Source organism: Ochrobactrum sp. SSR, from assembly GCF_030067775.1.
Classification (GTDB): domain Bacteria; phylum Pseudomonadota; class Alphaproteobacteria; order Rhizobiales; family Rhizobiaceae; genus Brucella; species Brucella teleogrylli.
On the sequence record NZ_CP125971.1, the window covers coordinates 395,244 to 420,958 of the forward strand.

A 25,715-nucleotide genomic window follows, 5' to 3' on the forward strand; every position below is an offset into this window, starting at 1 on the left:
TGCAATTGGATAGGGACGGTTCATGGAAAAGACACTCAGAACAGCGCTTGCGATAGGAAGCATTTCACTGATCGCGTTCGTGGTTGCGAGAGCGCCGGGCGTCATGGCGCAGGAGATGGATTTGAAAAGCCATTCGTCTGCGTTCGATTTCAATATTCCGTCGAAACCTCTTCTGGCCGCGCTGGCTGATTTTGCCGAAGTGACAGGCATCCAGATTGTGAGACAGGATAGCAACCCGATCCAGGGATCATCCCATGCCGTTAGCGGTCGCCAGTCTGCCGAAACGGCCCTAACGCAAATGCTGTCGAACTCGAAATTACGCCATCGTTTCATTGATGCGCGCACGGTGAGCATCTTTGATCGTCTAGGCACCATAGCGCCCACGGATGGGACGACCTTGCTCGAAACAATAGTGGTCGGCAATGCCAGAATGACAGATGCGGCATCGGTTTATTCAGCACCGCGCTCCAGTGTTTATGTCTCCGGTGAGGAACTTGACCGCTATGGCGCTATTTCCGCGGCGGACACTCTCAAGGGGCTACCAGGCATTCAGGTCGCTGATAGCAGGAATGGCGGCGGCGTGGACGTCAATATCCGCGGAATGCAGGGGCAAAGCCGCGTGGCAGTGACAGTGGATGGATCGCAGCAGGCTCTGAATGTTTACCGCGGTTATGCAGGCACGCAGCAGCGCAGCTATTTCGACCCGGATCTCGTCAGTGACATGGTTATAACCAAGGGACCGGCACTCGCGCCCGGAGCAGCTGGCGCAATTGGCGGCACTGTCGCGATCACAACCTTGCGTCCCGAAGACATTCTCAGCCCGGGCAAGAATATCGGCATCCGATTAAAGGGCGAATTGTGGGACAACGGCATTAAGCCGCCGCATCGCAACACACAGATAAAGAGCAGCAAGGAGTTGTTCGCGCAGCCCCACGAAGGCAAAGAAAATCTGTTTGACTCGGATGCCAGGTCAGGAAGCGCTGCTTTTGCCTTCCAGCAGGACAATTTTGATTTCATTGCAGCCTATGCCCGTCGTAATCAGGGTAACTACGTCGCCGGACGTCACGGCCACGATAAATACCGCATATTCAGCAATTCCGGTTACGAGCAGAATTCGGCGGCGACCTCCTATGCGCCGGGCGAAGAAGTTCTCAATACATCCGCCAAGACAGAATCCATTCTTTTGAAGGCGACAATCCGGCCAACAGACGAACAAGAACTGGAACTTAGCTACCGTCGCTTCGATGGTCGTTTCGGCGAAATCATGCCATCCGATATTTTCCGGTCCGGAACAGCTGGCATTTATCAGTACCCGCAAGGTGAGATGTTGATCAATTCGGCGTCCGCACGGTACGCCTTTGATCCTGAAGACAATGACTGGATAAATCTCGAGGCCAATCTGTGGTGGACCGATGCCCAAAGCAGCCAGATAAATGGCGTCACAGGTCCCAAGTCACAGTATTTCGCAAGCGACCGCAGCTGGGTCAGAATGTCCAATCGCCGCATTGGCGGGGATATTTCCAACAAAACGGATTTTGCATCACGGTTTGGCGATTTCAATCTCACGCTTGGTGGGTCGTTCCAACATGAAGAGATTCAGCCACAGGATGGCGTTGTTATTACCGAGCACGATCTTAACACCAACCGGTTTCTGCGTAATGGTTCCAGAACAGAAATGAGCCTTTCAGGTCAACTACAATATCGACCGGTGGATACGCTCGAATTCTGGGGCGGCGGTCGCTACAGTATATTTCGCTCGAAAGACCGCAACGCTATGTCGAAAGTGCGATGGGAAGACGCTTTTGGGCGCTGGATATATGCGTCCAACTCAAAAGAATCTGGCTATATGTTCTGGCGACCGGATGCCAACGGCCTGTTTAGCGATGCGACAGACCCTCGCCTGAACAATGGACTGCTCTTTGGTGACAGCAACAATCCATTCGATGGGGTACCATTCAACGAATTTGGTGCTACCTACACCCATGCTTTTGACCCCCGTTGGTCCGAGACGGTTGTTGGCTTTGACCGGGGCCCGAGCCTATCAACCAAGGATAGCGGTTTCACGCCTGCTTTTGGTATAAATTACGAGATCGCGCCAGACACCTTCCTTTATGCCAGTTATGCCGAAGGCATACGCATGCCTTCGCTTTTCGAAACCACTTTGGGAACGCTTCAGGTGGAACCCACACGCGGGCTCAAGCCGGAACGCTCGCGCAACTGGGAGATCGGTGCCAGCACCACGCTCCACAATCTGCTAACAGCTGGCGATACGGCATCTTTCAAGATCGCTTACTTCAACACCAATGTTAAAGATTACATCACCCGCTACTATGACCCGAATACGAACGGCGTGATGACCTTCTCCAATGCAGAAAGCTACAAGACCAGCGGCCTTGAGTTTCAGTCGAGATTCGACAATGGCAAACTATTTGCCGATCTGTCGGCAACCTATTATTTCAAGACAGAGACATGCGACCCCACATTCGCGTCCTATTTGCGCGAAACCGCAGGGATTTATCAGCATACCGAGAATACACCCGACTGCACGCCGGGCAGCTTTATGGGCTCCTATACCAATACGCAGAACCCACCCAAATATGCTGTAAACCTGACATTGGGCAGCCGCTTCTTCGAGGAAAAGTTGATCCTAGGAGGGCGAATGACTTATACATCTGGTCCGACAGAGGAAATAACCGAACCTTGGCAAACCGGAGCGACAACGCCGCAACTTGTCTATCAGCCGGTCGCAATTTTCGATGCCTTTATGAGCTACAAGCTGAGAGACGATGCCATTTTAAACGCATCGGTGCAGAACATCACGGACCGCTATTATCTGGATGCGCTGGCACAAAGCTTCATGCCAGCACCAGGCCGCACCTATCGCGCGGGACTGACAGTCAAGTTTTGAACTCGTGAAGCATCAGATATCGCCCGCGCCATCTGACTATTATAAGTTGGTGGCGAGGACGCCAGTCAGGACACTCACTTGTGGAAAGGCATTTACGAATGGATTATTCGACGCAGGCAGAAGCCGCGCAAAATCCGTGAGAATTTGCGCGTAATCGTCCGTGTGAAATTCGTAAGGCAGTTCCAGTCGAAACTCGGAAACTTGCGGCAGTACAGGATCGGTTGCGAGCGCTTCCAGAATTTGGTCAGTCGTGCCCACAATATCGGGCAGAAACAAAGTGCGGCGCGGACCATGGGCGAAACCTGTTCGCTTGTCGCGCTCGGCGGCAAATTCCGCATAGCGACGACGCGCATCGGGACTTGCACTGTCGGTGGGCAGAATCACGCGACCAAGTGCAACACGCGGCACACGTTCATGCCTCCATTCCTGACGGAAGCGTTCAATGAGTGTTTTCTGTGCTGTCAGAAAATCGTCCGTATTCTCACCGCTGACAATGTTTCCCGTCAAAAGGTTGAAACCGGTCTGGCCCGCCCATCGTGCGGAATTTTGCGAGCCGCCGCCATACCACAGGCGGTCGGTCAGCCCCTTCGGCAAAAGGTCTCAAACGCGGGATTTGCGCCCCCGCGGCATTGCCCGCTTCGGTTTCGCCGGAAAGCGGTTCAGAGCGCAGCGCCTGCGCCAGTTTTTCAGCCCGCGTATGGCTGTAATCGGCAATTGGAACAGCATCGACGAAATCAGCGATCAGATGCGCAAAAGGTGGCGCGCCCACCGAAACACCGACATTGAGCCTGCCATGGGACAACAAGTCCACAGTTGCCAGATCTTCGGCCAACCGAAATGGATTTTCATAGCCGAGCTGAATGACCGCCGTGCCGAGCCCGATACGTTTCGTCCGCTGCGAAGCGGCAGCCAGAAATGTGGCGGCAGATGAGATGCCGCGCTCCAGATGGCGCTGGCGCACCCATGCGCTATCATATCCCAGTCGCTCTCCATGCTCGAAAAGCTGAAGCGTATCCTCTAAACCTTGTGCGGGGTCATTCTCCCGGTGACTACCTGGAATGAGGAAGGCAAAATGTTCTATGTGTGAAAGAGGCATGTTCAATTTCCCTTCTCGCGCAGCGGCTTCGCGATAGCTTTGAAGTCGTACAAGAATTTTCGCTTCCTGTTCCGCCTTGCGTTGAGACAGTTGAATTCAATAGGTTTCTCCGCGCAAATGGCTCGCGAGAAACCCCAGATTATCCTGTCCCCAGTAGGTCTCGGTATCATAGATATAGGTTGGAAAACCAAAGACGCCCCTGGCCACGGCCTGTTCACGATCCGACTTCCACTTGGCTTGCACATCGTAATCCTTCTCACGTACGACCAGATAACTGCCGTTGAAACCGGCCCGATCTGCAACCGCACTGCGGACTTCCGGCTTGCCAATGTCCTTTGCCTCTGACCAGAATGCATGCTGGAACACACGTGTCAGCTGCAGCCAGTTTTGACCATCAAGATGGGCCGCGATCACACTGAAGGAAGCAGGTGTGGGATCACTCAAAGCTGGACGGCCATCGATGAAAAGCGGCTTGCCACGAAATTTGGCCCAACGCTTGAGATCCTGCGTGCCATAGGCGCGACGTACTTCCGGTCGATTGCGCGAGAGGATGCCGCCATTTTCCTCAATAACGGTTGCGAGGTAAGGCTTGATTTCGACCACATGCTGCTCTGCCATTTCCTCAAGCGTATCCAGCCCAAGATATGACCAGGGCGAACCGATGGAAAAGAAATAATCGATCGTTTTTGGCACATTATGTCCTTCGATAATGACTGTACTGGAAGTTTATTTGAACTTCGGCAATCCGGGCGGATTGGTCTCCGATTGTTTCAAAGCTTCTTCGTCCAGATGCCAGCGGTCGAGAATGCGGGCATAGTCTCCGCTCGCGATCAGGCTGTTGGTGGCGATCGTCAGCGCCTCGGCAAGTCCGCTGCCCTTACGGGTTGTAATTGCCACATCCGAACGATCCGGCCAGCCCGCGCTGAGCGTGCCGACACGTTTGATATTCTTGTCACGTGAAGCAATGAATACGAGCTGTGCATGGGGTTGAACAATCACATCGGCCCGACCCGATTGCAGAGCCAGAAGGCTGGCGGCCTCATCATCATAATATTGCAGTTCCAGCGGTTTCAATCCCGCCTTCTCATTCTCCTCGCTCCACTTCACGAGAATGCGTTCCTGATTGGTCCCGGCACCCACGATGATGCGGAGGCCTGCAGCATCCTTTGGCTCCTTGATGGAGGTAACGCCACTGTCGGCCTTTACGAAAAAGCCGTGCAGGCCCTGCCGATAGGTCGAAAAGTCGAACTTTTCCTTGCGCTCTTCTGTGACACCAACATTGGATATCACGGCATCATATTTGCCGGATGAGAGACCCAGCGGCCAATCGATCCATGCAACCGGAACGCTTTCGAGTTCAAGCCCAAGGCTTTCAGCAATCGCCGACGCATAGTCCGCATCCGCACCCACAACGGTCTTGGCATCTGTGGCATAGGCCGCCAGTGGCGGTCCGCCCGGCGCGACGGCCACAGTCAGCTTGCCCGGCGTGACGAATTTGAAATCGGCGGGAATGGCGGCAATTGCCTGGGCATCTTTCTGCACATGAATGCGGCCCGTCTGTTCGGGCGACAAATCAAAATCATCTTCTGATAGCGCTGGCAGGGTTGAAGCGCTAACCAACGCCCATGCAGCTATTAACAGAGCACCTGTTCTCATGAACCATTCTCCATTTATGTAGAATAAAGCGGGCTGGCACACGCGTCCCCTCATGGGCCAGCCCCGCCCCTCACGAACCGCTTTTCGGCAGGCCTTGTGGATTTGTCTTGGCTTCGGTGATGGCTTCCGGTCCGAGATTCCAGGTATCGAGAACCTTGGTATAGGCGCCGCTCGCGATCAGGTCGTTGAGAACATTGGTCAACGGGCCTGCAAGCCCGCTGCCCTTACGCGTTGTAACCGCAATCTCGGCGGTGATCGGCCAGCCACCACTGACCGTGCCAACCAGCTTGGTCTTGCCATTGATGCCAGCGGAATAGGCCTGGGTCGCGTTCACGCTGAACACCGCATCGGAACGACCACTTTGAATGGCGAGGTCCTTGACCGCGTCATCGTCGTAATATTGCACCTCGATCGGTTTCAAACCCGCTGCAACATTCTGCCGATCCCATTCCAGCAGCACCTTTTCCTGATTGGTGCCGGCATCGGTGATGATCTTGAGGCCCTCGATATCCTTTGGCTGTTTCAATTCCTTGATCGCGCTGTCTGCCTTAACGTAGAAGCCAAGCTCATCCTTGCGATAGGTGGAGAAATCGAACTTCTCCTTCCGTTCTTCCGTTACGGTGACATTGGAAATCACCGCATCGAATTTGCCCGAAGCAAGCCCAAGTGGCCAATCGGCCCACGCAACAGAAACCAGTTCCAGATCGCGTCCGAGACTGTCGGCAATGATCTGTGCCAGATCGACATCGTAGCCGATGACGGTCTTGGAATCTGAAGAATAGTCATGCAACGGCAGATGCCCGCTGGTGCTGATGCCGATAGTCAGAACACCATCTTTGACGAATTTGAAGCCCTTGACTTCCTCGATACGTTTATCGAGTTTTTCAACCCGCAAGCGGTTCGGCTGTTCTGGGCTGAGATCAAATTTACCTTCACTCCGTGCCGCATTCGTCATCAGCAGAGCCGTTGAAATCAGGCCCGCAGTGAAATATCCCGCTTTTCTGATATAAGTCATATGCCCATCTCCTTAAGTGTAAAACACTGTGTAATGACCTGATTTCTCTACATTTCGCTTTGTTACGAGCGGAACTTACGATCCGCTTTTAGGCAATCCGGCAGGGTTGGTTTTAGCTTCGTCAACGGCTTCTGAACTCAGGCTCCAGCGTTCCAGAACCTGTCCATATTTGCCGTTCTTGATAAGCTCATTGAGCGAGAGCGTCAGTGCGTCAGCCAGACCGCTTCCCTTGCGCGTAGTGATTGCCACTTCAGCCGTCTGCGGCCAGCCACCGCTCACCGTCCCGACAAGCTTGGTCTTGCCGTGCTGCGCTGCGGCATAGGCTTGCACTGCATTGACGCTGAAGACCGCATCCGCACGACCGGATTCAATCGCGAGACCCTTGACTGCATCATCGTCATAATACTGTACTTCGATGGGTTTCAGTCCGGCTGCGACATTCTGCTTGTCCCACTGCAGAAGGATGTTTTCCTGATTGGTGCCGGGATCGGTAATGACCTTCAGGCCCGCAATGTCCTTGGGCTCTTTCAGCGATGTGATTGCACTGTCCGCCTTGACGTAAAATCCAAGTTCGTCCTTGCGATAGGTGGAGAAATCGAACTTTTCCTTGCGTTCCTCGGTCACGGTCACATTGGAAATCACGGCGTCGAACTTGCCAGATTCCAGTGAAAGCGGCCAATCGGCCCAGGCGATTGGCACCAACACAAGCTCGCGCCCCAATGTATCAGAAACCAGCTGAATCAGATCGGGATCGAAGGCCACCACGGTCTTTGCATCCGTAGCATAAGTGCTGATCGGGGGCACCCAAGGATTGATGCCGACGACGAACTTGCCATCCTGCACGAACTTGAAATCCTTGGGGACAGCATTGATAACGGCATCGCTTTTCTCCGTGCGCAGACGGTTTGGCTGTTCCGGGCTCAAATCGAGTTCTGCGGAAAAGGCTGGCGCGTTGAACAGCGTTGCTGCTGCCAGAAGGCTGCCCAATATTGCACTCTTGTAGTTGGCTAATTTCATTGAATGACTCCTGAGAATGTTCTGAATTTTGGACAAACAATCCCCGTCGATCGCCCCGCCAGGGCAATCGTGATTGTCGGGAGTTGTGGTTTTAAACGGGCGCTCTGGCGTCAGAGAACTTTTGCGAGAAACTCCCGGGTTCGTGGATGCGTTGCCGCATTGAAAAGCTGCTCCGGCCTGCCGGTTTCGAGAATGCGGCCCTCTTCCATGAAGACCACCGTATCCGCCACTTCACGGGCAAAGCCGATCTCATGGGTTACGATGACAAGCGTGGTGCCAGAGCGTGCGAGCTCTTTGATTACATCCAGCACTTCACCCACCAGTTCGGGGTCGAGCGCAGAGGTCGGCTCGTCGAACAGGATCACTTTGGGATTAAGTGCCAGTGTGCGGGCGATGGCGACACGCTGTTGCTGACCACCGGAAAGCTGACGCGGATAGGCATTGATTTTTTCGCTGAGGCCAACACGCGCCAGCAGACGTTTTGCAATCACGGTCGCGGCATCCTGGCTCAGGCCACGGACAATCATCGGTGCTTCGATGATGTTTTCCAGCACGGTCAGATGCGGGAAGAGATTGAAGTTCTGAAACACCATGCCGACATCGACGCGCTTTTTCAGAATGTCTTTTTCCTTCAACTCATAGAGGGTTTTGCCGCTCTGACGATAGCCCAACAGTTCGTCATCAATCGAGATAAAGCCGTCATCCACACGCTCCAGATGATTGATGGATCGCAGCAATGTCGACTTGCCCGAACCCGATGGGCCGAGGATCGCTGTTACGCTCCCGGGCTTGATGTGCAGACTTACATTATCAAGAACGAGATTGTTGCCGAAGCTCTTCGATACACCGTGAATGTCCACCGCACCGCGTCGCACACCGGTAAACCCGCTGACAGCAAGTTTTTCAGCAATCCGTGCATCAGGCTCGCTCAGCGCAACAGTCTCGGCCCTGGTCGATACTGGGGTTTCTGCTGGAATGAAACGAGCGAAAAGTCGTGTCAAAATAGCTGGCGGTGGATTGCGCAATGCACCGCGCGAAAAATGGCGCTCGATGTAATATTGGGCGATCGACAGGACCGTCATGATGATCAGATACCAGACGGTTGCGACCATCAGCAGGGGAATGACTTCGAGATTGCGGCGGTAGATGACTTGCACCGTGTAGAAGAGTTCCGGCAGCGCAAGCACATAGACCATCGATGTGCCTTTAGCGAGACCGATGATCTCGTTGAAGCCCGTCGGAAGGATCGTGCGCATGGCTTGCGGAAGCACGATGCGGAAGGCTTGTCTGCGCCGTGGCAGTCCGAGCGCGGCGGCAGCTTCGAGCTGCCCCTGATCGACAGACAGAATGCCGCCACGGATGATCTCGGAAGAGAATGCAGCCTGATTGAGGCTCAACCCTAAAAGGGCGGCAGCAAACGGACTGAGTATCTGAACGGTGGGATATTCGGCAAAGGTGATATCGGTATATGGAACACCTAATCTGACAGTTTCATAGAGATAGCCGAGATTGTTCAAAACAAGAAGCAGGACGATCAGTGGAATGGATCGCAGCAGCCAGATATAGGCCCAGGAAAGACCGGACAACAGCGGCGAGCGTGAAACGCGAGCTAGCGCGAGCGCGGTTCCAAGGGCAAAACCCAGCACTGTTGCAAGCGCTGTCAACCACAGTGTCCGCATCAAACCGACGAGAACAGGCTCAGAGAAGAACCATTCTGCAAAGACTGGCCAACCCCATTTCGGATTGGTCAGAACCGATTGCAACACAGCGATAATCAAGCCTGCGGCGATGACTGTGCCAACGACGCGTGCCGGATAACGGGCCGGAACGATGCGATAATGTTTGAAATCGCCGGGACTTACGCGAGAGCCTGCCTCTCTGTCCGTACCCGCAAACTCTGTAGCGATAGCCATGATCAACACTGCTCCGAATAGCCGTTCAACTTATGACTCACTGCAGGTATTCCTGCTTTTGAAGTCACCGGACTTCAGTTTCGGAGATGAAGCGTCGAGTTTCAAAACAAATAAGTCTATTTAAACAGGCCGTGGCGGATGTTTTTTTCATAACACCCACCAAAACGCCCAAGCATCTACTTAGACAAACACAACCTGTTTTAAAGCGGCGTCGGAAGGATGAAATTCAACTTGTCCGATATTCTCGATGTTTTTCTCGAATGGCAACGTCCCGTAAATTTCGGGATCGGCCGCGACATCAAAAAGCGCCGTATATCCGTTTCTCAAATAGAGTTCCCTGGCTTCCGGCTGCCGGAAACCAGTGGTCAGATAAACGCGGCTATAACCCTGCCGATGCGCCTGCGCTTCCAGTTCATCCAGAACTTTTTTGGCCAGCCCTTGCCGACGGAAATCACTATGTGTCCAGATGCGCTTGAACTCGGCGGTCACATCGTTATAGCGCATGAATGCGCCACCAGCGATTGTTTGGCCATCACGAAGCAACAACAGGAAATTGCCGTGCGGAGGCGCAAAAGCTTCCGGCGGATATCTGTTCATTTCGGCGGCTGCACCCTCTTCATTGAAATAGGTGCCATAGCGCGTGTCGTACTCAATCGTCAGCGCCTCGATCAATGGCACTGCACGAATATCGGTCGTTGAAGTGTAGAGAAATTCATCCGCCATGATGGGCCATCCATGTTGAAGAAATCGTGCAATCTCAGATCAGCGATGCTTCGGTCAGCCGAACCCAAAACAACGCGGCTGGAAGCAGGATTTCATCGTTGAAATTATAATTGGGGTTATGCAGGCCCGCGCTGTCGCCATTGCCGACGAAGAAATACGTTCCCGGCTTCTGTTCAAGCATGAAGGCAAAGTCCTCGCTTGCCGTGCGTGGACGGAAATCTTCGATAACTGTGCCGGTGGGGAAAGTGCTTAGCGCGACCTGTCGCGCAAATTCCGTCTCGGCTTTTGCGTTGATCAGGGCAGGAAAGCCCCACTGATAATTGACATCAGCAACAGCACCAAAGCTTTCGGCCTGTGAACGCGCGACAGCTTCAATCCGCCGCCGCAATTCCTCGCGCACAGTTTGCGAAAACGAGCGGATGGTAATGCCAAGATCAACATGCGCGGGAATGACATTCAACGCATCACCGCCATGAATGGAGGCCACCGTCACAACCCCCATATCGAGCGGATCGAGATTGCGCGCGACCACCGTTTGCAAGGCCAGAACAATGGATGAAGCCACCACAACCGGATCAACCGATTTGTGTGGTTCGGCCCCATGACCGCCACGGCCGTTCACGCGAATTCTTGCCCGGTCCACCGATGCCATCGCCGGGCCAGTCACAAAGCCGAACTTGCCTGCGGGCACGCCGGGCCAGTTATGCAGCCCATAGACGGCATCGCACGGAAAGCGCTCAAAGAGGCCGTCTTCGATCATGCTTCGGGCGCCTGCCCCGATCTCCTCAGCTGGCTGGAAAATCAGGTGCACTGTACCGGAAAAACGACCGGACTGAGCGAGATAGCGCGCTGCTGCCAGCAGAATGGTCGTGTGTCCGTCGTGGCCACATGCGTGCATCACACCGGAATTGCTGCTTGCGTAATCAAGACCAGTTGCTTCGATGATTGGCAGCGCGTCCATATCTGCCCTGATACCAATGGCCTTACCGGAGTTGCCGCGTTTCAATGTGCCAACCACGCCAGAGCCACCAACGCCGGTTGTAACGTCATAGCCCCACTGACGGAGATAATCCGCCACGAGAGCAGAGGTTCGTGTTTCCTTGAACGCCAACTCCGGATGAGCATGAATGTCGCGACGCAAAGCGATAAACTCGTCGATAAACGAGGCAAGACCCGCCTCGATTTCCAGTTTGCGGTTTACGTCTGGCGACCGTTGAATATTCATGCCGCACCCTTTCGGTGGCTTTCGGCATCATTGTTTTCAACGGGCTTCGCATAACGGCTCTGCGGATGCTCCAATCCAAGATTTCCGCGCAGCGTGTCGTATTTCAGACTGCCTTCATGATATCCGCGCTTTTCCAGAATTGGCAGAACATGGGCAATGAAATCATCCAGCCCTTCAGCAATCACCGGGAAGCCGAGGATGAAACCATCAGCTGCCTTTTGCTCTTTCCAGAGAATGATTTCGTCTGCGATTTTTTCCGCCGTACCAATGAAGGACGTGCGTGGTGTGGCAACATTCAGCGCCACTTCACGTAAACTGAGCCTGTTTGCAGCCGCGTCGCGCTTGATACGATCCGTTGTCGAACGGAAGCTGTTTTTGCCGACATCACCAAGATCCGGGAAAGGCGCATCAAGATCATAGGCGGTGAAATCATGATGATCGAAGAAGCGACCGAGATAGGACAGAGCTTCGTTGATGCTTACGAGATTACGGATCGCATGATATTTCTCTTCGGCCTCGGTATCGGTTCTTCCAACGATGGGACCAATGCCGGGATAAATGCCGACATCGTCCTGCGAGCGCCCATGCGCAACAGCGCTGGCTTTAATCTGCGCATAAAATGTTTGGCTGTCCTTGATGGTGCCGGCATTGGTGAAGACGGCGTCCGCATGTTTACCCGCAAGTCCTACACCCGCTTCCGAAGCGCCGGCCTGAAAGATGACGGGCTGGCCCTGAGGCGAGCGCTGGATATTGAGTGGCCCTTCAACCGAGAAGAAGCGGCCCTTATGGTCGAGCCGATGGAAGCCCTCCGGCCTGTAAAACTGTCCGCTCTCGCGATCGCGAACGAAGGCATCTTCATCCCAGGAATCCCAAAGACCTTTAGTCACTTCGAGATATTCATCGGCGATTTCATAGCGTAACGCGTGTTCTGGGTGTGGCTTGCCATAGTTGCGGCCTGAACCTTCAAGCGGCGATGTCACCACATTCCAGCCCGCACGCCCGCCGGAGATGAGATCAAGCGATGCAAACTGTCGCGCAATCGTAAATGGATCGCTATAGGACGTCGAAACCGTGCCTGCGAGACCAATGCGCTTCGTATTCGCTGCGAGCGCCGAAAGGACGGTCAAAGGCTCAAAGCGATTGAGAAAATGCGGAATGGAAATCTCGTTGATATAAAGCCCGTCGGCGATGAAAGCGAAGCTGATACCAGCCTCTTCGGACTTGCGCGCCGTATCGATGAAAAACTGGAGATTCACGCTTGCATCTGCCGGCCCGGATGGATGTTTCCAGGCATTCATATGTCCGCCCGCACCCTGAAGCATCACACCGAATCTGATCTGCTTGGAACCCATTTTAGATACTCCTTATCGCCAGTGGCTTTGGATCAGGCGGCAATTGCCAGACGTTCGCCTGCCAGGCCCTCGATGGCAGCTAATCTTTGCTCATGAGAAACAGCGGGGAACTCGAGCACAAACTCGGCCACCCCATATTGCTCGTGCAGTTCATCCAGCTTCTGCTTCACCTGCTTTGCCGAGCCTGCGAGTACATTTGGATGCTTTTCTTCAACCCGGTAATCAGCCTCTCCAGCCTGCCGCGCAAACTCGGCGGCTGCCTCCTGTGTGCCAACCGAAACGGATTGTCCGGAGGCGAGATGAACCTTGAAGATTTTAATTTTCGAGACCACGGCATCAACCGTATCTTCGGTCTCGGCAACCACTGCGCCAAGCGCCAGAACCGGCACCTTTCCGGTCACTTTGCGATAGGCGTCGAACGTTTTCTGTAGATTGGCAGTATCGCCATTCAAATGACCGGCATAGACAAAATCCCAGCCGGAATGTGCGGCAAGCAACGCGCTTTCCGGGCTTGCGCCAAGCACGAATTTTTCCGCAGAAAGCTGTGGTTTAGGCGTTGCCGCCAGTCCTTCAAACGGACCGGAAGCGATCTTGCCACCGCCAAGAAACGCAGTGAGCTGCTCAAGCTTGCTGTTGAAATCGAGGCGCTTTTCGCTGCCTGTTTCCTGCTGTAACGCCTTGGTTGATAAAGGAAGTCCGCCCGGCGCCTTGCCGACACCGAGATCCACGCGCCCGCGTCCGAGGGCGGCCAGAAGGTTGAAGTTTTCGGCAACTTTGTAAGGGCTGTAATGCTGAAGCATCACGCCGCCAGAACCAATTCTGATCCGCTTTGTCGATGCCAGAAGATAGGAAACAAGCACCTCCGGCGAAGGCCCGGCCAGTTCCTCCGCGTGATGATGCTCCGCAACCCAGAACCGCTTGTAGCCCGCTTGTTCGGCCGCCTGAGCATAAGATACGGTGTTCGAAAGCGCGGCTTCCGCATTGCCCGCTTGTGCTACCGGACTCTTGTCGAGAAGACTTAACTGATAGGGCATCGGTACATCCACTTTCGCTGAGCATCACATCGGGTGACCCCTTCGCGCAAAGCGCACGTCTAGGGATCAGCCTCAGATAGTTTCTCGGCTTCGGGACGAAATCTCAAAGATCAGGCAACTTAAATCTTCTGCATTGCGACAAATTTATTCTGCGGCGCAGTTATATGTTGAAACGGCCTGCTTTGCCCGTTCCCTTCTGCTGTTGCCCAGGCGCTCCACACCGCGGAGCACCGATGATGTTGAGACTTGAACACAAATTGGAAACCAGACCGGTTCGCTTATTCTCAAGGTGAGAGGCTCACGCCTCTTGTAAATCACTCTCATATGTCTTCTTGGTCTTTGGCACGCAGAGGCAGGCAGGCACGATCATCACCGCGATAAGCATCATCGCTACAAAGGTCGCGTGCAGCGCGTGCTGAAGCGCCAGCCGTAGCTCGTGCTGATCAATCAACATCTCCGCCCCATTCAGCAGGTCACGAAGTTGTTCTGACGTAATCGCTTCACCGTGGTTGGCATTCGCAAGACCGTAGGTGAGCACTGCGCCCAGAGTTGCCGCGCCGAGTGTGCTTCCCAAATTACGCGAGAAAACGTTGGATGCCGTAGCGCTGCCGCGCTCTGACCAGCTTACGCTGTCCTGCGTCAAGATTAGTGCCCCGATGTTAAGCAGCCCCATGCCGAAACCCATGATCAGAGAACCGGCTCCAGCCATTGTTGCCGAACTTGACGGGGTGAGCATGACAAGCAGAGAGGTTCCGATTGGAATACAGATGCTTCCGACGATCATGATTGGACGCAGCCCAAAACGCGTAAACTGTCGCGATGCAATTGTTGCCCCGCAGGGCCAGCCCAGCAGCAGCATAGTGAGGGCAAAGCCCGCGACCACGGGAGAACGGTCGAGAACCGTCTGTACATACATCGGCAAAAATGTCGTGAGGCCCATAATCGACATGCTGGCCAGGAAAACTGCAAGATTGGAAAAAGCTATAGGACGCGTCAGCCACAGGTCGGGCGCGACCATGGGTTCCTTCGTGCGGCGTTCCTGCCAGATGAAGGCAATCAACGAAACGGCAAAGAGAATGAATGCCAGAATTCCTTCCAGTGAAACCGCGCTCTCCATCAGGGTAAGCGCAATCATCAATGACGAAATGGAGACAGCGAAAAGTGCCGCGCCGAGCACGTCGACCGAGACCGGTTTTGTCCGCTTCTCTTCATGCAGGAAGAGAAGAAAACCAGATGCCGCCAGAATACCGACGGGAATATTGATCCAGAAAACCCAGGCCCAGCTCAGATTGTGAATGATGAGACTGCCAAGCAACGGGCCGACGACGGCTGACAAAGCCCATACACTGGCAAGATACCCTTGGACCTTGCTACGCTGCGCTCCGGGAAAAAGGTCCGCCACCACAGTCATGGCCGCAGGCTGGATCGCCCCTGCGCCGATGCCTTGCAAAAGCCGGAAGACGATCATCGAAGGCATCGACCAGGCGAAGCCTGCCAAGACCGAAGCGGCGAGGAACAGCGCGATACCGAAAATAAGAACGGGCTTGCGACCATAAATGTCTGCAAGCTTTCCAAACACGACGGTCGTCGCGGTCTGGGTCAACAGGAATGACGAAAAAACCCAGGAATACAGATTGAGTTGTCCCAGCTGTGCTGCAATCTGCGGCATTGCGGTAGACACAATCGTTGCCTCGACAGCGATCATGGCCATGCTTGCCATGATCGCGGCGACAACAAGCCCGCGATGAGAGAGTTTTTCTGTCATGGATCGCTTTCAGACCAGAACTGGTCGTCGTTGAGAGAAGCCTCCTCGCTCCCGGCTTGCTTCTTAGACCCGCTCGACCACCATCGCAATACCCTGCCCGCCACCAATACACATCGTTGCCAACCCGTAGCGGCCACCTATACGTTCCAGTTCATAGCAAAGCTTGATGAGGATGATCGCTCCCGACGCTCCTACCGGATGGCCGAGAGCAACGGCGCCGCCATTCGGATTGACCTTATCTTCCGGAAACTCCAATTCCGCGCTGACCGCACAGGCCTGCGCCGCAAACGCTTCATTGGATTCGATCACGTCCATATCGGCGACGGTCAGACCCGCCCGCTGCAAAGCCTGTCGGCTGGCGGGAACGGGGCCCATACCCATTACCTCGGGCGCGACGCCACCAAGTCCGGTTGCGATAATGCGGCCTAATGCCTTGACGCCATGGGCCTTAGCGACGCCCTCCTCCATAAGAACCAGAGCTGCCGCACCGTCGTTGAGACCCGATGCATTGCCCGCCGTTACGGTGCCGTCCTTGCTAAAAGCAGGGCGCAGCTTGGCCATATCCTCCAGAGAAACATTGCTGCGCACATGTTCATCCGTATCAAACAGTTTTTCTGTCCGACCTTGCTTGACTGTAATTGGCAGTATCTGGCCGCTAAAGCGGCCATCTGCGATTGCTGCTGCCGCTCGACGGTGCGATTCAACCGCGAAAGCATCCTGCTTTGCCCGATCGATGCCAGACCGCTCGGCGATATTCTCAGCGGTCATGCCCATGTGACCGTGACCGAAAGGATCGGTCAGAGCCCCTACCATCATATCTATCGCGGTCACATCGCCCATCTTCTGACCGTTGCGTGCCTGCGTCAGTAAATGGCCAGAGCGGCTCATGCTCTCCGCACCGCCAGCAAGCACGATATCGGCTTTGCCAAGCTCAATCTGTTCGGCAGCGGAAACGACCGCCTGAAGGCCCGAACCGCACAAGCGGTTCAAAGTCAACGCAGGCGACGTGTGAGGAACCCCAGCACGAACCGCAACGACGCGCGAAATATACATATCTTCCGGTCTGGTGTGAATGACATTGCCGAAGACTGTCTGCTCAACCTGATCGGGCTCGATGCCAGCACGCGCGATCACTTCGCGCGCCACTGCGGCTCCCAGTTCACACGGAGGAATACCTGCAAGAGAGCCACCAAAATCTCCGATTGGCGTGCGAACCCCGGAAGCAATAACCACTGAACGTTTCATGTTGGTCTTCCTTAAACCTTGTCAGCCATTTCAGGCAAAGCCTGGAACAAATCAGCCACCAGCCCGTAATCGGCGACCTGGAAGATCGGCGCTTCTTCGTCCTTGTTGATGGCGACGATGACGCGGCTGTCCTTCATGCCAGCCAGATGCTGGATCGCGCCGGAGATGCCGACAGCGATGTAAAGGTCCGGTGCAACCACCTTGCCCGTCTGGCCAACCTGCCAGTCGTTTGGCGCATAGCCCGCATCGACTGCCGCACGGCTGGCGCCAACCGCCGCACCGAGCTTGTCGGCAACCGGCAGGATCACTTCCTGGAACTTTTCAGCCGAACCAAGTGCGCGACCGCCCGAGATGATGATCTTCGCGGAGGTCAGTTCCGGACGATCCGAAGCCGACAGCGCATTGCCAACAAAGCTCGACAGGGCCGGATCGGCAGGCACGGTTGCGTTCTCGACGGCAGCCGAACCACCCTCGCCCGTTGCGGAGAAGGAGGCCGTGCGAACGGTGATCACCTTCTTGGCGTCGGTGGACTGCACTGTCTGGATCGCATTGCCCGCATAGATCGGACGCTTGAACGTATCCGCTGACACCACTTCCATGATTTCGGACAACTGCATCACATCGAGAAGTGCTGCAACGCGCGGCAGGATGTTCTTGGCCGAGGTCGTCGCCGGTGCGATGACCGTGTCGTAATTGGCGGCGAGTTCCACGATGAGTGCTGCCGTTGGCTCGGCCAGACGGTTTTCCAGCGCATCGCTTTCAGCCAGCAGAACCTTGCGCACGCCTTTGAGCTTGGCGGCTGCATCGGCTGCAGATTTTGCACCCTTGCCTGCAACCAGAATATCGACATCGCCACCGATCTGGGCAGCTGCCGTCAGCGCCTTTGCCGTCTGGTCCGAAAGGGTTGCATTGTCGTGTTCGGCAATAAGAAGAATAGCCATTTATCTCGTCCCTTCCGATTTCTTAGATGATGCCGTCAGCCTTGAGCTTCTCAACCAGCTCGGCAACCGAGCCAACCTTGACGCCAGCCTTGCGGCCACCCGGCTCTTCGGTCTTCAGCACCTTGAGGCGTGACGCAATATCGGCGCCGAAATCGGCAGGCGACTTCTCGTCCAGCGGCTTCTTCTTCGCCTTCATGATATTGGGCAGCGATGCATAGCGTGGCTGGTTCAAACGAAGATCAACCGTGACAATCGCCGGAAGCTTCACATCGATGGTCTGCAGACCGCCATCCACTTCGCGCGTGACCTTGGCCCAACCGTCAGCCAGTTCCACCTTGGAGGCAAAGGTTGCCTGGCTCCAGTTGAGGAGCGCAGACAGCATCTGACCGGTCTGGTTGGCATCGTCGTCGATTGCCTGCTTGCCGAGGAAGACGAGGTCCGGCTGTTCAGCCTCGACAACGCCCTTCAACACCTTGGCGACGCCGAGTGGCTCGACCGTCTCGTCGGTCTTGACCAGAATGGCGCGGTCCGCACCCATGGCGAGCGCCGTGCGCAGCGTTTCCTGCGCCTGTGCCGGGCCAACCGAAACAGCCACAATCTCCGTTACCTTGCCAGCTTCCTTCAGACGGATCGCCTCTTCAACCGCAATCTCGTCAAAAGGGTTCATCGACATCTTGACGTTGGCAAGCTCAACGCCCGAACCGTCTCCCTTCACACGGATCTTTACGTTGTAATCGACAACCCGTTTTACTGCGACAAGGACTTTCATTCCTGACTCCTTCGAATTTTTGCTGCCCCAATTGCATCGGTGCCAGACATAATCGCAGCCAACTGGATGGCTCCCGTCGATGCGTACATCGCGTTATGGTCTGGTTGATAAGAACTGGGGCAAATCACATTAAAAATCGATGATTTCTGCGGCTTTGGCTGCGAGTGCCAAGGGCCCCTCGCGCCAAGAATAGCCAAGTTGCATGGCGGTATCGATTGCACCAGCGTCCGATGCAATCTCGGACAGATGTGTCTCGCAGTAGCGAACCAGCTTGCGCAACACCGAACGCGCGTAGTTCCCAACCGGACCTTGTTTGCTAAGCAGGTCATGCAATTCCGTAGGCAACGGCGCCGGGCGAGTGGCGCGATAAAGCATTTTGTCAGTATCGAGCACTTCGAACTGCCCATCGGCGGTCTTGCGGTAGAACCCGCCGCCCGCCTTGCGCCCAAACGACCCTTTTGCCAGCAATTCAATGATGAGCGGATTGCCCGGCAGATTATAGTCCTGCAAGGCATCATCTTTCGGCAGCGCCTGCATCAAACCGCCCCATATGGTTGGCACGAGGTCAATACCAATGAGATCAAGCAACCCGAAGACACCGGTTTTTGGAACTCCGAGTACCGTCAGCACAGCGTCGGCGGTTTCGATATCCAGTCCAAAACGACAAGCTTCCGTGACCGATACCGCTATCCAGAAACAGCCGATACGGTTGGCTATGAAGCCTGGCGTGTCATGGCAATCAATCGGTGTTTTGCCCAGCAATAATCTGGCCGCTTGATGCAACTGATCGCGCAGGTCAGGATCAGCCTGATCGTCGACAACAACTTCCAGAAGCGGCATCAGTCGTGGCGGATTGAAGAAATGCGTGATGGCAAAGCGGCGTGCAAGACTGCTTTCCATATCAGCAACCAGATCATGACGCGGGATGGTTGATGTGTTCGAAGAGAGAATTGCCGACGGTTTCGGATGGGGTGCAATTTTCCGGAACAACTCGCGTTTAATGTCGAGTTTTTCCACCACTGCCTCAATGACCCAGTCTGCATCCTGTAACCGCGCGAGATGATCGTCAATATTGCCGGGGCGTATTCGGGCTGCAGCCTCCGGCGTCGTAAACCCGCCCAATTTAAGCTGGCGGGAAATCCCGGTTTCCGCCGGTTCGATACGGTTGACGCCACGGGCAATATCCAGCAGTTCAACGGCAATACCGGCATCGGCAAACTGCGCTGCAATACCCGCCCCCATGGCGCCGGCTCCGATGAGCCCGACTTTCTTTATTCCGGTTGTCTCGGCACCCGCGACTTTTGCTATCAGATTTTGCATGACGTGATCTCAGTCCAGTCGTACATCGATGAGCACCGGCCCATCCTTGGCCAGAGCTTTGGTCAAGGCTAAATCCAGCTCGCTATTGGTGGTCACCGTCACCGCCTCGACGCCAAAGCCCCGTGCAATCGATACCCAGTCAATTTCCGGTCGGACCAAGCTCATCATGTCGAGCGCTGTCGGGCCGGGTTTGGCACCAACCTTGGCATATTCTCCGAGCAGAATGGCGTAGGAGCGATTGTCGAGCAGCAATGTGGTGACGGGCAAGTTTTCGCGGGCCTGGGTCCACAATGCCTGGACCGTATAGGCGGCGGAACCGTCAGCCTGCAAAGCGATGACCCGTCGTCCCTTGTCGCCGACCGCTTCCGCCCCGATGGCAGCGCCCGTTGCGAGCGGCATTCCTCCACCGATTGCACCGCCTGTCACAGTCAACCAATCACACGGAGCAGCCAATGGCATGACCGCAGCAAAACCGCCTCCTGAGGTCAGCGCCTCATTGACGATGATGCTGTTTTCCGGAATCTGACGCGCTACAATCTGGGCCAGAGTATCCGGCGTTACCGGACCATCCACCGGCACTTCGATCTCTCCATTCTGGATGGCGATGTCGCTTTCACGAGCCCCAAGCGCTGTGGCCAAAGCAGTCAACGCGCCCTTCGCGTCCTGATGAGCGGTCGTCAGAGTCAGAACCTCGGCATCGGCGCGATGCAGCAGGCTCGGCAGACCGGGATAGCGGAAGAAGCCCACTGGCGGCGGACAATTGACCAGCACAACCAGATCATAAGGATCAAGACACCGTAGCGCTTCCGTTACCACATAAGGCACGACCGGCAGCACCAGCCGCCCTTTACCCTTCGGCATGTTGGAAATGGTTGAACTTCCCATCAATTCAGCGCCGGTTTGGTCGGCAATGCCCTTGAGTAAAGGATGCAACTCTTCGACCACCGCCGGATTACCGAGGATGATGACCGCCTTGCGCCCTGATTTCAGAGCTTCGGCAACTTGTGTCACGATTGCCGGGTCCATTGGAGATGGCCCTTCTATGCCCCCAAGTTCCGCCGTTTGGCCGCCTTCGCTCCATGACACGTCTGCGGGCAAGACCAGAGACGCGATCTGGCCATAGCCAAAAGAGGCCTCTTTCAGACCAGCCATGGCGTCGGCACCGATTGATGCCGGTTTTGTGCCGAAGCGGTGCCATTCTGAACTGCCCCCTACGAGCGCTTCCACATCGGCAGTCAACGGACTGTCATGCGCAACATGATCTGTTGCATGATCGCCGACAATATTGAGCATGCCGCTGCCAGCACGACGCGCATTATGAACATTGGCAATGCCATTGGCATAACCTGGACCGCAATGCAGCAGTGTTACCGCCGGGCGCTGCGTGACGCGGAAATAGCCGTCGGCCATCCCGGTCACCACATTCTCCTGCAAACCCAGCACACAGCGGATACCGGGTATCCGATCAAGCGCCGCGACAAAATGCATTTCACTCGTGCCGGGATTGGCAAAGCAGGTATCTACCTTGGCAGCAACAAGACTATGGACGAGCGCTTCCGCTCCAGTGAGATGCGGTCTGTTCATAATGTTTCCAGTCGGACTTGAGTGAACATGGCCGCCATACGCCGACGGCGGCCAACGGCTTCATTCTAACGATGTTCTATGATGAGGGCGTCCACAGCGATGGCGCTGTCGGTTCCCAGCATCAACGGATTGACGTCTAGTTCGAGCAAATTATGCCGATGATCGCCAGCATAGGCCGCAATGGCCATGACAGCATCAATAACCGGCTCCAGTTGCACCTTTGGCTTGCCGCGAAAACCGTCGAGAAGCGCAAAGCTCTTCAGTCCGCGTAGTGCATTTTCAACGTCTGCACGACTGACCGGTAACAGCAATGGTGTGGCGTCCTTCAACAGCTCCACCAGAATACCGCCTGCACCGATGACGAGAACCAGCCCAAACAGCGGGTCGCGTTTGACGCCGACGATCAGTTCAGCAAGTGGGGCCGCTTGCATCGGTTCCATCAGAAATGTCGTAAGCTCGATTGAAGCATCGTGCTGTTTGACCGATGCGACCATGCGCTCGGCTGCAGCGATGGCATCATTTCGGCTACGAATGTTGAGAGCAACACCGCCAACTTCTGTCTTATGCGCCAGCTGATCGTGCAGAACCTTCAGAACCATCGGGGTGTCGAAGGTTTCCGGCAGTTCGCGGATCGTCTCAATGGTCAAAATGTTGCCGTTCGGCACATTCAACCCATAGGAGCTCAATCGCCGCTTGGATTCCGCTTCATTCACTGTCACGCCGTTTGAAGGCAAGGCGGTGACTGCAAACGGGACTTTGGGTTCCAGGGCAGCAGCGCCCTGCCGCCGGTCGCACCCAACCATTTTGCAATAATTCGCCCATTTCGCGACAACCTGCGCAGCATCATGCAGACCATTCAGAGGGACTATCCCTTGCGCGATCAGCGCTTCGGCATCTTCTGGCGGTATGCTTTCCGTATTCACCGATGCATGAAATACCGGCTTATCCGCAATCTTGCCAGCTGCAGCCAGAGCCCGGTCCATAGCCTGATGCGCGGATTTATCCTTGTAGGGCGATCCGACCGGCGGATAATCGATCACCAGCATGGCCGCATCGTAATCACCGTTCAGCATGGTGGTGAACATGGGTGTCAGCAGTTCTTCGCTGCCCCAATAGCCTGCTGTGAAATCGAGCGGGTTGGACACATGACCAAAATCAGGCAATGTCGGCTTGATGATAGCTTTCTGTTGCTGACTTGGCTGTGGCAATTGCAGGCCAGCAAAGGAACAATAATCCGCAGCCAGGCCATTATCGCCGCCGGAACTGGAAAACACGGTGATGCGCTCGCCTTCAAGCGGTGCGGCAATCGAAGCAAGCTTCATCATTTCGAGGAATTGCGGGACCGTATCGGTCTCGATCACGCCGAGACGGGCAAACAATGCTTCATAATATTCATTTTGCCCGGCCAGCGAACTCGTATGGCTGGCGGCCATCACCGCACCAAGTTCTGAACGCCCGGAACGGCAGACGATGACCGGAATGCGCTTTGCACGCGCCCGCAAGGCGGCCTGCGAGAACGCGGCCACATCACGTATGCCTTCCATAAACAGACCCAGACAGGTCACGTTCGGGTCATCGATGAGGTAATCAATATAGTCTTCAAAGCCGAGAACGGCCTGGTTGCCCGCGCTGATCAGATAGGAATAAGGCACCGAACGACCGTTGGAAACCAGATGCCCGGTGACGTTGCCACTCTGGGAAATGACCGCCGCGCCGCGACTGTTCTGCAACTTAGGGTAAAGTGCTGGCCAGATCGAGCCATGATTGACGTAATTGACGAGGCCATAGCAGTTCGGGCCGACCACCGCCATGTCGCCTGCAGCTTCGACAAAAGCCAGATTGCGTTCAAAACCCGCCGCGCCAATTTCGGAAAAGCCGGAAGCATAGCAAACGACACCACCCGCCTTCATGGCCGACAGTTCACGCAATGCGGTGATGGTCGCATCGGCATTGACGGCCAGAAATACCGCATCAGGCGAAACAGGCAGATCGGCAATCGACGGAATGCATTTATATCCGGCGATTTCGCTGCGCTTGGGATTCACCACATAGACATCGCCAGCATAATCCTGCTGACGCAGGGTTTTCAATGTTGCCTCGACCTGACCACCACCAATGAAGGCCATGGCGCGGGGCGCAAGAAGACGCGCAAAATTCTCTCGCAGCGTAGGGCTGATACGGCCCTCCTCCACGCTCGTACTCACCTGTAGCATATTCCTCTGCCTCTTAACTTAAGGCACTGCCAGCCCAGCGGGCTCAAACTTCCACGGCAGCGCTCGTTCCAGCTTGACTGGTAAGAGGTGCAGACGTCGGGAAATTCTCCACATCGAAATTGGGCAGCAGCGGATGATCGGCGGGATTTTCGCCAAACAGATCGCACAGCCATTTGCGGATGATGATACAGCAATCCTCGGCCGAATAGGCTTCTTCCATGACCCAGCCGTGCCATAGCCCGTCCGCCAGTTGCGTAAGAGCGATGGCCGCCAGGCGGACATCAATTTCCATATTCTTTTCTGCCGCGACCTTGGCAAGCCGACGTCCGAGAAACGCGCGGTATTTGCCCCATAGTTCGCGATGTAATGCCATGATCTCTGGAACAATCCAGGCGGCACTGTTGTAGTGAATATGAACCTGTTGATATCCGCGTCCGTGGAAAAATGGCCCACAGGCAACAAAGTATAGCGTATCGAAATTCCCGGTCTTCACCGATGATACAAGGTGCCGGTAATAATCGTCCCCATTTTGAAGGTAATAGCGATGTGCTGCGGTCAGCAGATCTTCCTTGCTGTCAAAATAGTGGTTTATCAATCCACGTGAAAAACCAGATTCTTCACTGATCGTGTTGATCGTCGAATTCAGATAGCCATGTTTGACTATTGAATTCAGCGTCGCAAGGATCAGATCCTGTCGTCTGATTTCGTTGGTTTGCCTCTTTTTGACAGCTTTCCGCATTCTTTACCTTCTCGAAGGCCGATGACTAACGGCGACACTTATTATTGATACGGTCTCAACAGATCCTTTGCGATAATATCCTGATGGACCTCGGACGTACCTTCCCAGATACGTTCGATACGCGCATCTCGCCAGAAACGCTGGATGGGGAATTCTTCCATAACGCCCATGCCACCAAAGATTTGCACGGCATCGTCCGCAACCCGGAACACCATTTCCGAGCACCAGTAATTCACCATTGACGCTTCAGTGCGGTTCATCGTCTGATTCTCAATTTTCCACGCGGCTTCTTTCACCATAAGATCACCGAGCTTTATATCAACCGCCATATTGGCAACCTTGAAACCGACCCCCTGGAATTCACCAATTGTTTTGCCAAACGCCTTGCGTGTTCCGGCCCACTCCTTGGTCATTTCGAAGATGCGTTCAGAACGACCGACACAATGGGCGGCCAAAGCAACCCGACCATCGTAGAGCCACTCATTGGCAGTATCGAAGCCCTTGCCCTCTTCGCCCAGAATATCATCGCTATGAACACGAACATCTTCGAGATAGACCATCGTCGGATTATAGCCGCGGGTGACGATCGACTTCATCGGCTCTACACGCAATCCCGGCAGGGTTTTGTCGAGCAGAAACGCTGTAAAACGCTTGCGTGGTCCGCGTGGCGTTTCATCCACGCCGGTAACGGCAATGAGAACGATGAAATCTGCGATATCGGCGTGAGAGATAAACTGTTTCACCCCGTTGATAACCCAGTGATCCCCATCGCGCACGGCCTTGGTCGTGATGCCGCGAGCATCAGACCCCGCACCGGGTTCCGTGAGCGCGAAGGCATCCTTGCGTTCGCCTCGGATAGCTGGCTTCAGATATTTTTCAATCTGGTCGCCCTTGCATTTGAACAGGATGCCAGTAACGCCGCGGTTCATGCACATGGTGAGCGCGGCGCTCGATTTACCAAGCACGCGTTCAGCCTGCATCTTGGTCTGCTTGTCGAGACCGGGGCCGCCCCACTCTTCCGGCAGGTTCATCCCGGCAAAGCCCGCCTGGATCGATTTTTGCTGAATTTCCTGTTTGATTTCTTCAGGAACGTAGCGAAGTTCCTCAACGAGATTCTCGTGCGGATAAAGTTCGCGCTTGCAGAACTCTTCCAGTGAATCGATGAGCGCCTGTTGTTCAAAACTTAATGCAAAATCCATG

19 protein-coding genes and 1 pseudogene are annotated in these 25,715 nt (G+C 55.0%); 1 reads left to right on the forward strand and 19 read right to left on the reverse strand.

Going from position 1 to position 25,715, the window contains the following annotated elements:
- The first annotated feature begins 22 nt into the window (after positions 1 to 22).
- Positions 23 to 2,908, forward strand: a complete 2,886-nt coding sequence (locus QLQ11_RS19255) for a TonB-dependent receptor (RefSeq protein WP_283735683.1) — start codon at positions 23 to 25, stop codon at positions 2,906 to 2,908.
- Positions 2,909 to 2,947: 39 nt separating this feature from the next.
- On the opposite strand, the pseudogene QLQ11_RS19260 reads toward QLQ11_RS19255, so the two are convergent.
- The 19 genes and pseudogenes from QLQ11_RS19260 to QLQ11_RS19350 form a co-directional block, all read right to left on the reverse strand.
- Positions 2,948 to 4,004 (reverse strand): annotated as a pseudogene (locus QLQ11_RS19260) (LLM class flavin-dependent oxidoreductase).
- Between the two features lie 96 nt (positions 4,005 to 4,100).
- The gene (locus QLQ11_RS19265) at positions 4,101 to 4,697 is read right to left on the reverse strand and encodes a 2-hydroxychromene-2-carboxylate isomerase (RefSeq protein WP_283735681.1); all 597 of its coding nucleotides are present in this window, start codon (positions 4,695 to 4,697) and stop codon (positions 4,101 to 4,103) included.
- A 33-nt stretch (positions 4,698 to 4,730) separates the two neighbouring features.
- Positions 4,731 to 5,660, reverse strand: coding sequence for an ABC transporter substrate-binding protein (locus QLQ11_RS19270; protein WP_283735680.1), 930 nt, complete (start codon positions 5,658 to 5,660; stop codon positions 4,731 to 4,733).
- Positions 5,661 to 5,730: 70 nt separating this feature from the next.
- Positions 5,731 to 6,615, reverse strand: a complete 885-nt coding sequence (locus tag QLQ11_RS19275) for an ABC transporter substrate-binding protein (RefSeq protein ID WP_371836084.1) — start codon at positions 6,613 to 6,615, stop codon at positions 5,731 to 5,733.
- 135 nt (positions 6,616 to 6,750) lie between these two features.
- Positions 6,751 to 7,692 carry an ABC transporter substrate-binding protein gene (locus QLQ11_RS19280; protein ID WP_283735678.1) on the reverse strand — a complete coding sequence of 314 codons (942 nt, stop codon included), beginning with the start codon at positions 7,690 to 7,692 and terminating at the stop codon, positions 6,751 to 6,753.
- Positions 7,693 to 7,802: 110 nt separating this feature from the next.
- Positions 7,803 to 9,605, reverse strand: a complete 1,803-nt coding sequence (locus QLQ11_RS19285; protein WP_283735677.1) for an amino acid ABC transporter permease/ATP-binding protein — start codon at positions 9,603 to 9,605, stop codon at positions 7,803 to 7,805.
- 180 nt (positions 9,606 to 9,785) lie between these two features.
- Positions 9,786 to 10,328: a GNAT family N-acetyltransferase gene (locus QLQ11_RS19290; protein ID WP_283735676.1), complete on the reverse strand. Its 543-nt coding sequence runs from the start codon at positions 10,326 to 10,328 to the stop codon at positions 9,786 to 9,788.
- Between the two features lie 34 nt (positions 10,329 to 10,362).
- Positions 10,363 to 11,553 (reverse strand): M20 aminoacylase family protein, encoded by a 1,191-nt coding sequence (locus tag QLQ11_RS19295; protein ID WP_283735675.1) that lies wholly within the window; start codon positions 11,551 to 11,553, stop codon positions 10,363 to 10,365.
- Positions 11,550 to 12,905 (reverse strand): LLM class flavin-dependent oxidoreductase, encoded by a 1,356-nt coding sequence (locus tag QLQ11_RS19300; RefSeq protein WP_124916544.1) that lies wholly within the window; start codon positions 12,903 to 12,905, stop codon positions 11,550 to 11,552. The genes QLQ11_RS19295 and QLQ11_RS19300 overlap by 4 nt, the downstream gene beginning before the upstream one ends.
- A gap of 32 nt (positions 12,906 to 12,937) precedes the next feature.
- Positions 12,938 to 13,939 carry an MsnO8 family LLM class oxidoreductase gene (locus QLQ11_RS19305; RefSeq protein WP_109366230.1) on the reverse strand — a complete coding sequence of 334 codons (1,002 nt, stop codon included), beginning with the start codon at positions 13,937 to 13,939 and terminating at the stop codon, positions 12,938 to 12,940.
- Between the two features lie 298 nt (positions 13,940 to 14,237).
- A complete protein-coding gene (locus tag QLQ11_RS19310) occupies positions 14,238 to 15,704 on the reverse strand; it encodes an MDR family MFS transporter (protein ID WP_283735673.1) in 1,467 nt (488 codons plus the stop codon).
- A gap of 63 nt (positions 15,705 to 15,767) precedes the next feature.
- A complete protein-coding gene (gene bktB / locus QLQ11_RS19315; RefSeq protein WP_124916546.1) occupies positions 15,768 to 16,949 on the reverse strand; it encodes a beta-ketothiolase BktB in 1,182 nt (393 codons plus the stop codon).
- Positions 16,950 to 16,960: 11 nt separating this feature from the next.
- A complete protein-coding gene (locus QLQ11_RS19320; RefSeq protein ID WP_283735672.1) occupies positions 16,961 to 17,890 on the reverse strand; it encodes an electron transfer flavoprotein subunit alpha/FixB family protein in 930 nt (309 codons plus the stop codon).
- A 22-nt stretch (positions 17,891 to 17,912) separates the two neighbouring features.
- The gene (locus QLQ11_RS19325; protein ID WP_283735671.1) at positions 17,913 to 18,659 is read right to left on the reverse strand and encodes an electron transfer flavoprotein subunit beta/FixA family protein; all 747 of its coding nucleotides are present in this window, start codon (positions 18,657 to 18,659) and stop codon (positions 17,913 to 17,915) included.
- Between the two features lie 129 nt (positions 18,660 to 18,788).
- On the reverse strand, positions 18,789 to 19,979 hold the full coding sequence (locus QLQ11_RS19330; RefSeq protein ID WP_371836062.1) for a 3-hydroxyacyl-CoA dehydrogenase family protein: 1,191 nt from the start codon (positions 19,977 to 19,979) through the stop codon (positions 18,789 to 18,791).
- 9 nt (positions 19,980 to 19,988) lie between these two features.
- Complete coding sequence (locus tag QLQ11_RS19335) at positions 19,989 to 21,563, reverse strand: acetolactate synthase large subunit (protein WP_283735670.1); 1,575 nt, start codon at positions 21,561 to 21,563, stop codon at positions 19,989 to 19,991.
- A gap of 65 nt (positions 21,564 to 21,628) precedes the next feature.
- On the reverse strand, positions 21,629 to 23,776 hold the full coding sequence (locus tag QLQ11_RS19340) for an acetate--CoA ligase family protein (RefSeq protein WP_283735669.1): 2,148 nt from the start codon (positions 23,774 to 23,776) through the stop codon (positions 21,629 to 21,631).
- 43 nt (positions 23,777 to 23,819) lie between these two features.
- Complete coding sequence (locus QLQ11_RS19345; protein WP_006188557.1) at positions 23,820 to 24,515, reverse strand: TetR/AcrR family transcriptional regulator; 696 nt, start codon at positions 24,513 to 24,515, stop codon at positions 23,820 to 23,822.
- Between the two features lie 41 nt (positions 24,516 to 24,556).
- Entirely contained in the window at positions 24,557 to 25,714 is a 1,158-nt protein-coding gene (locus QLQ11_RS19350; RefSeq protein WP_006188555.1) for an acyl-CoA dehydrogenase family protein, read from the reverse strand.
- Between the last annotated feature and the right edge of the window lies 1 nt (position 25,715).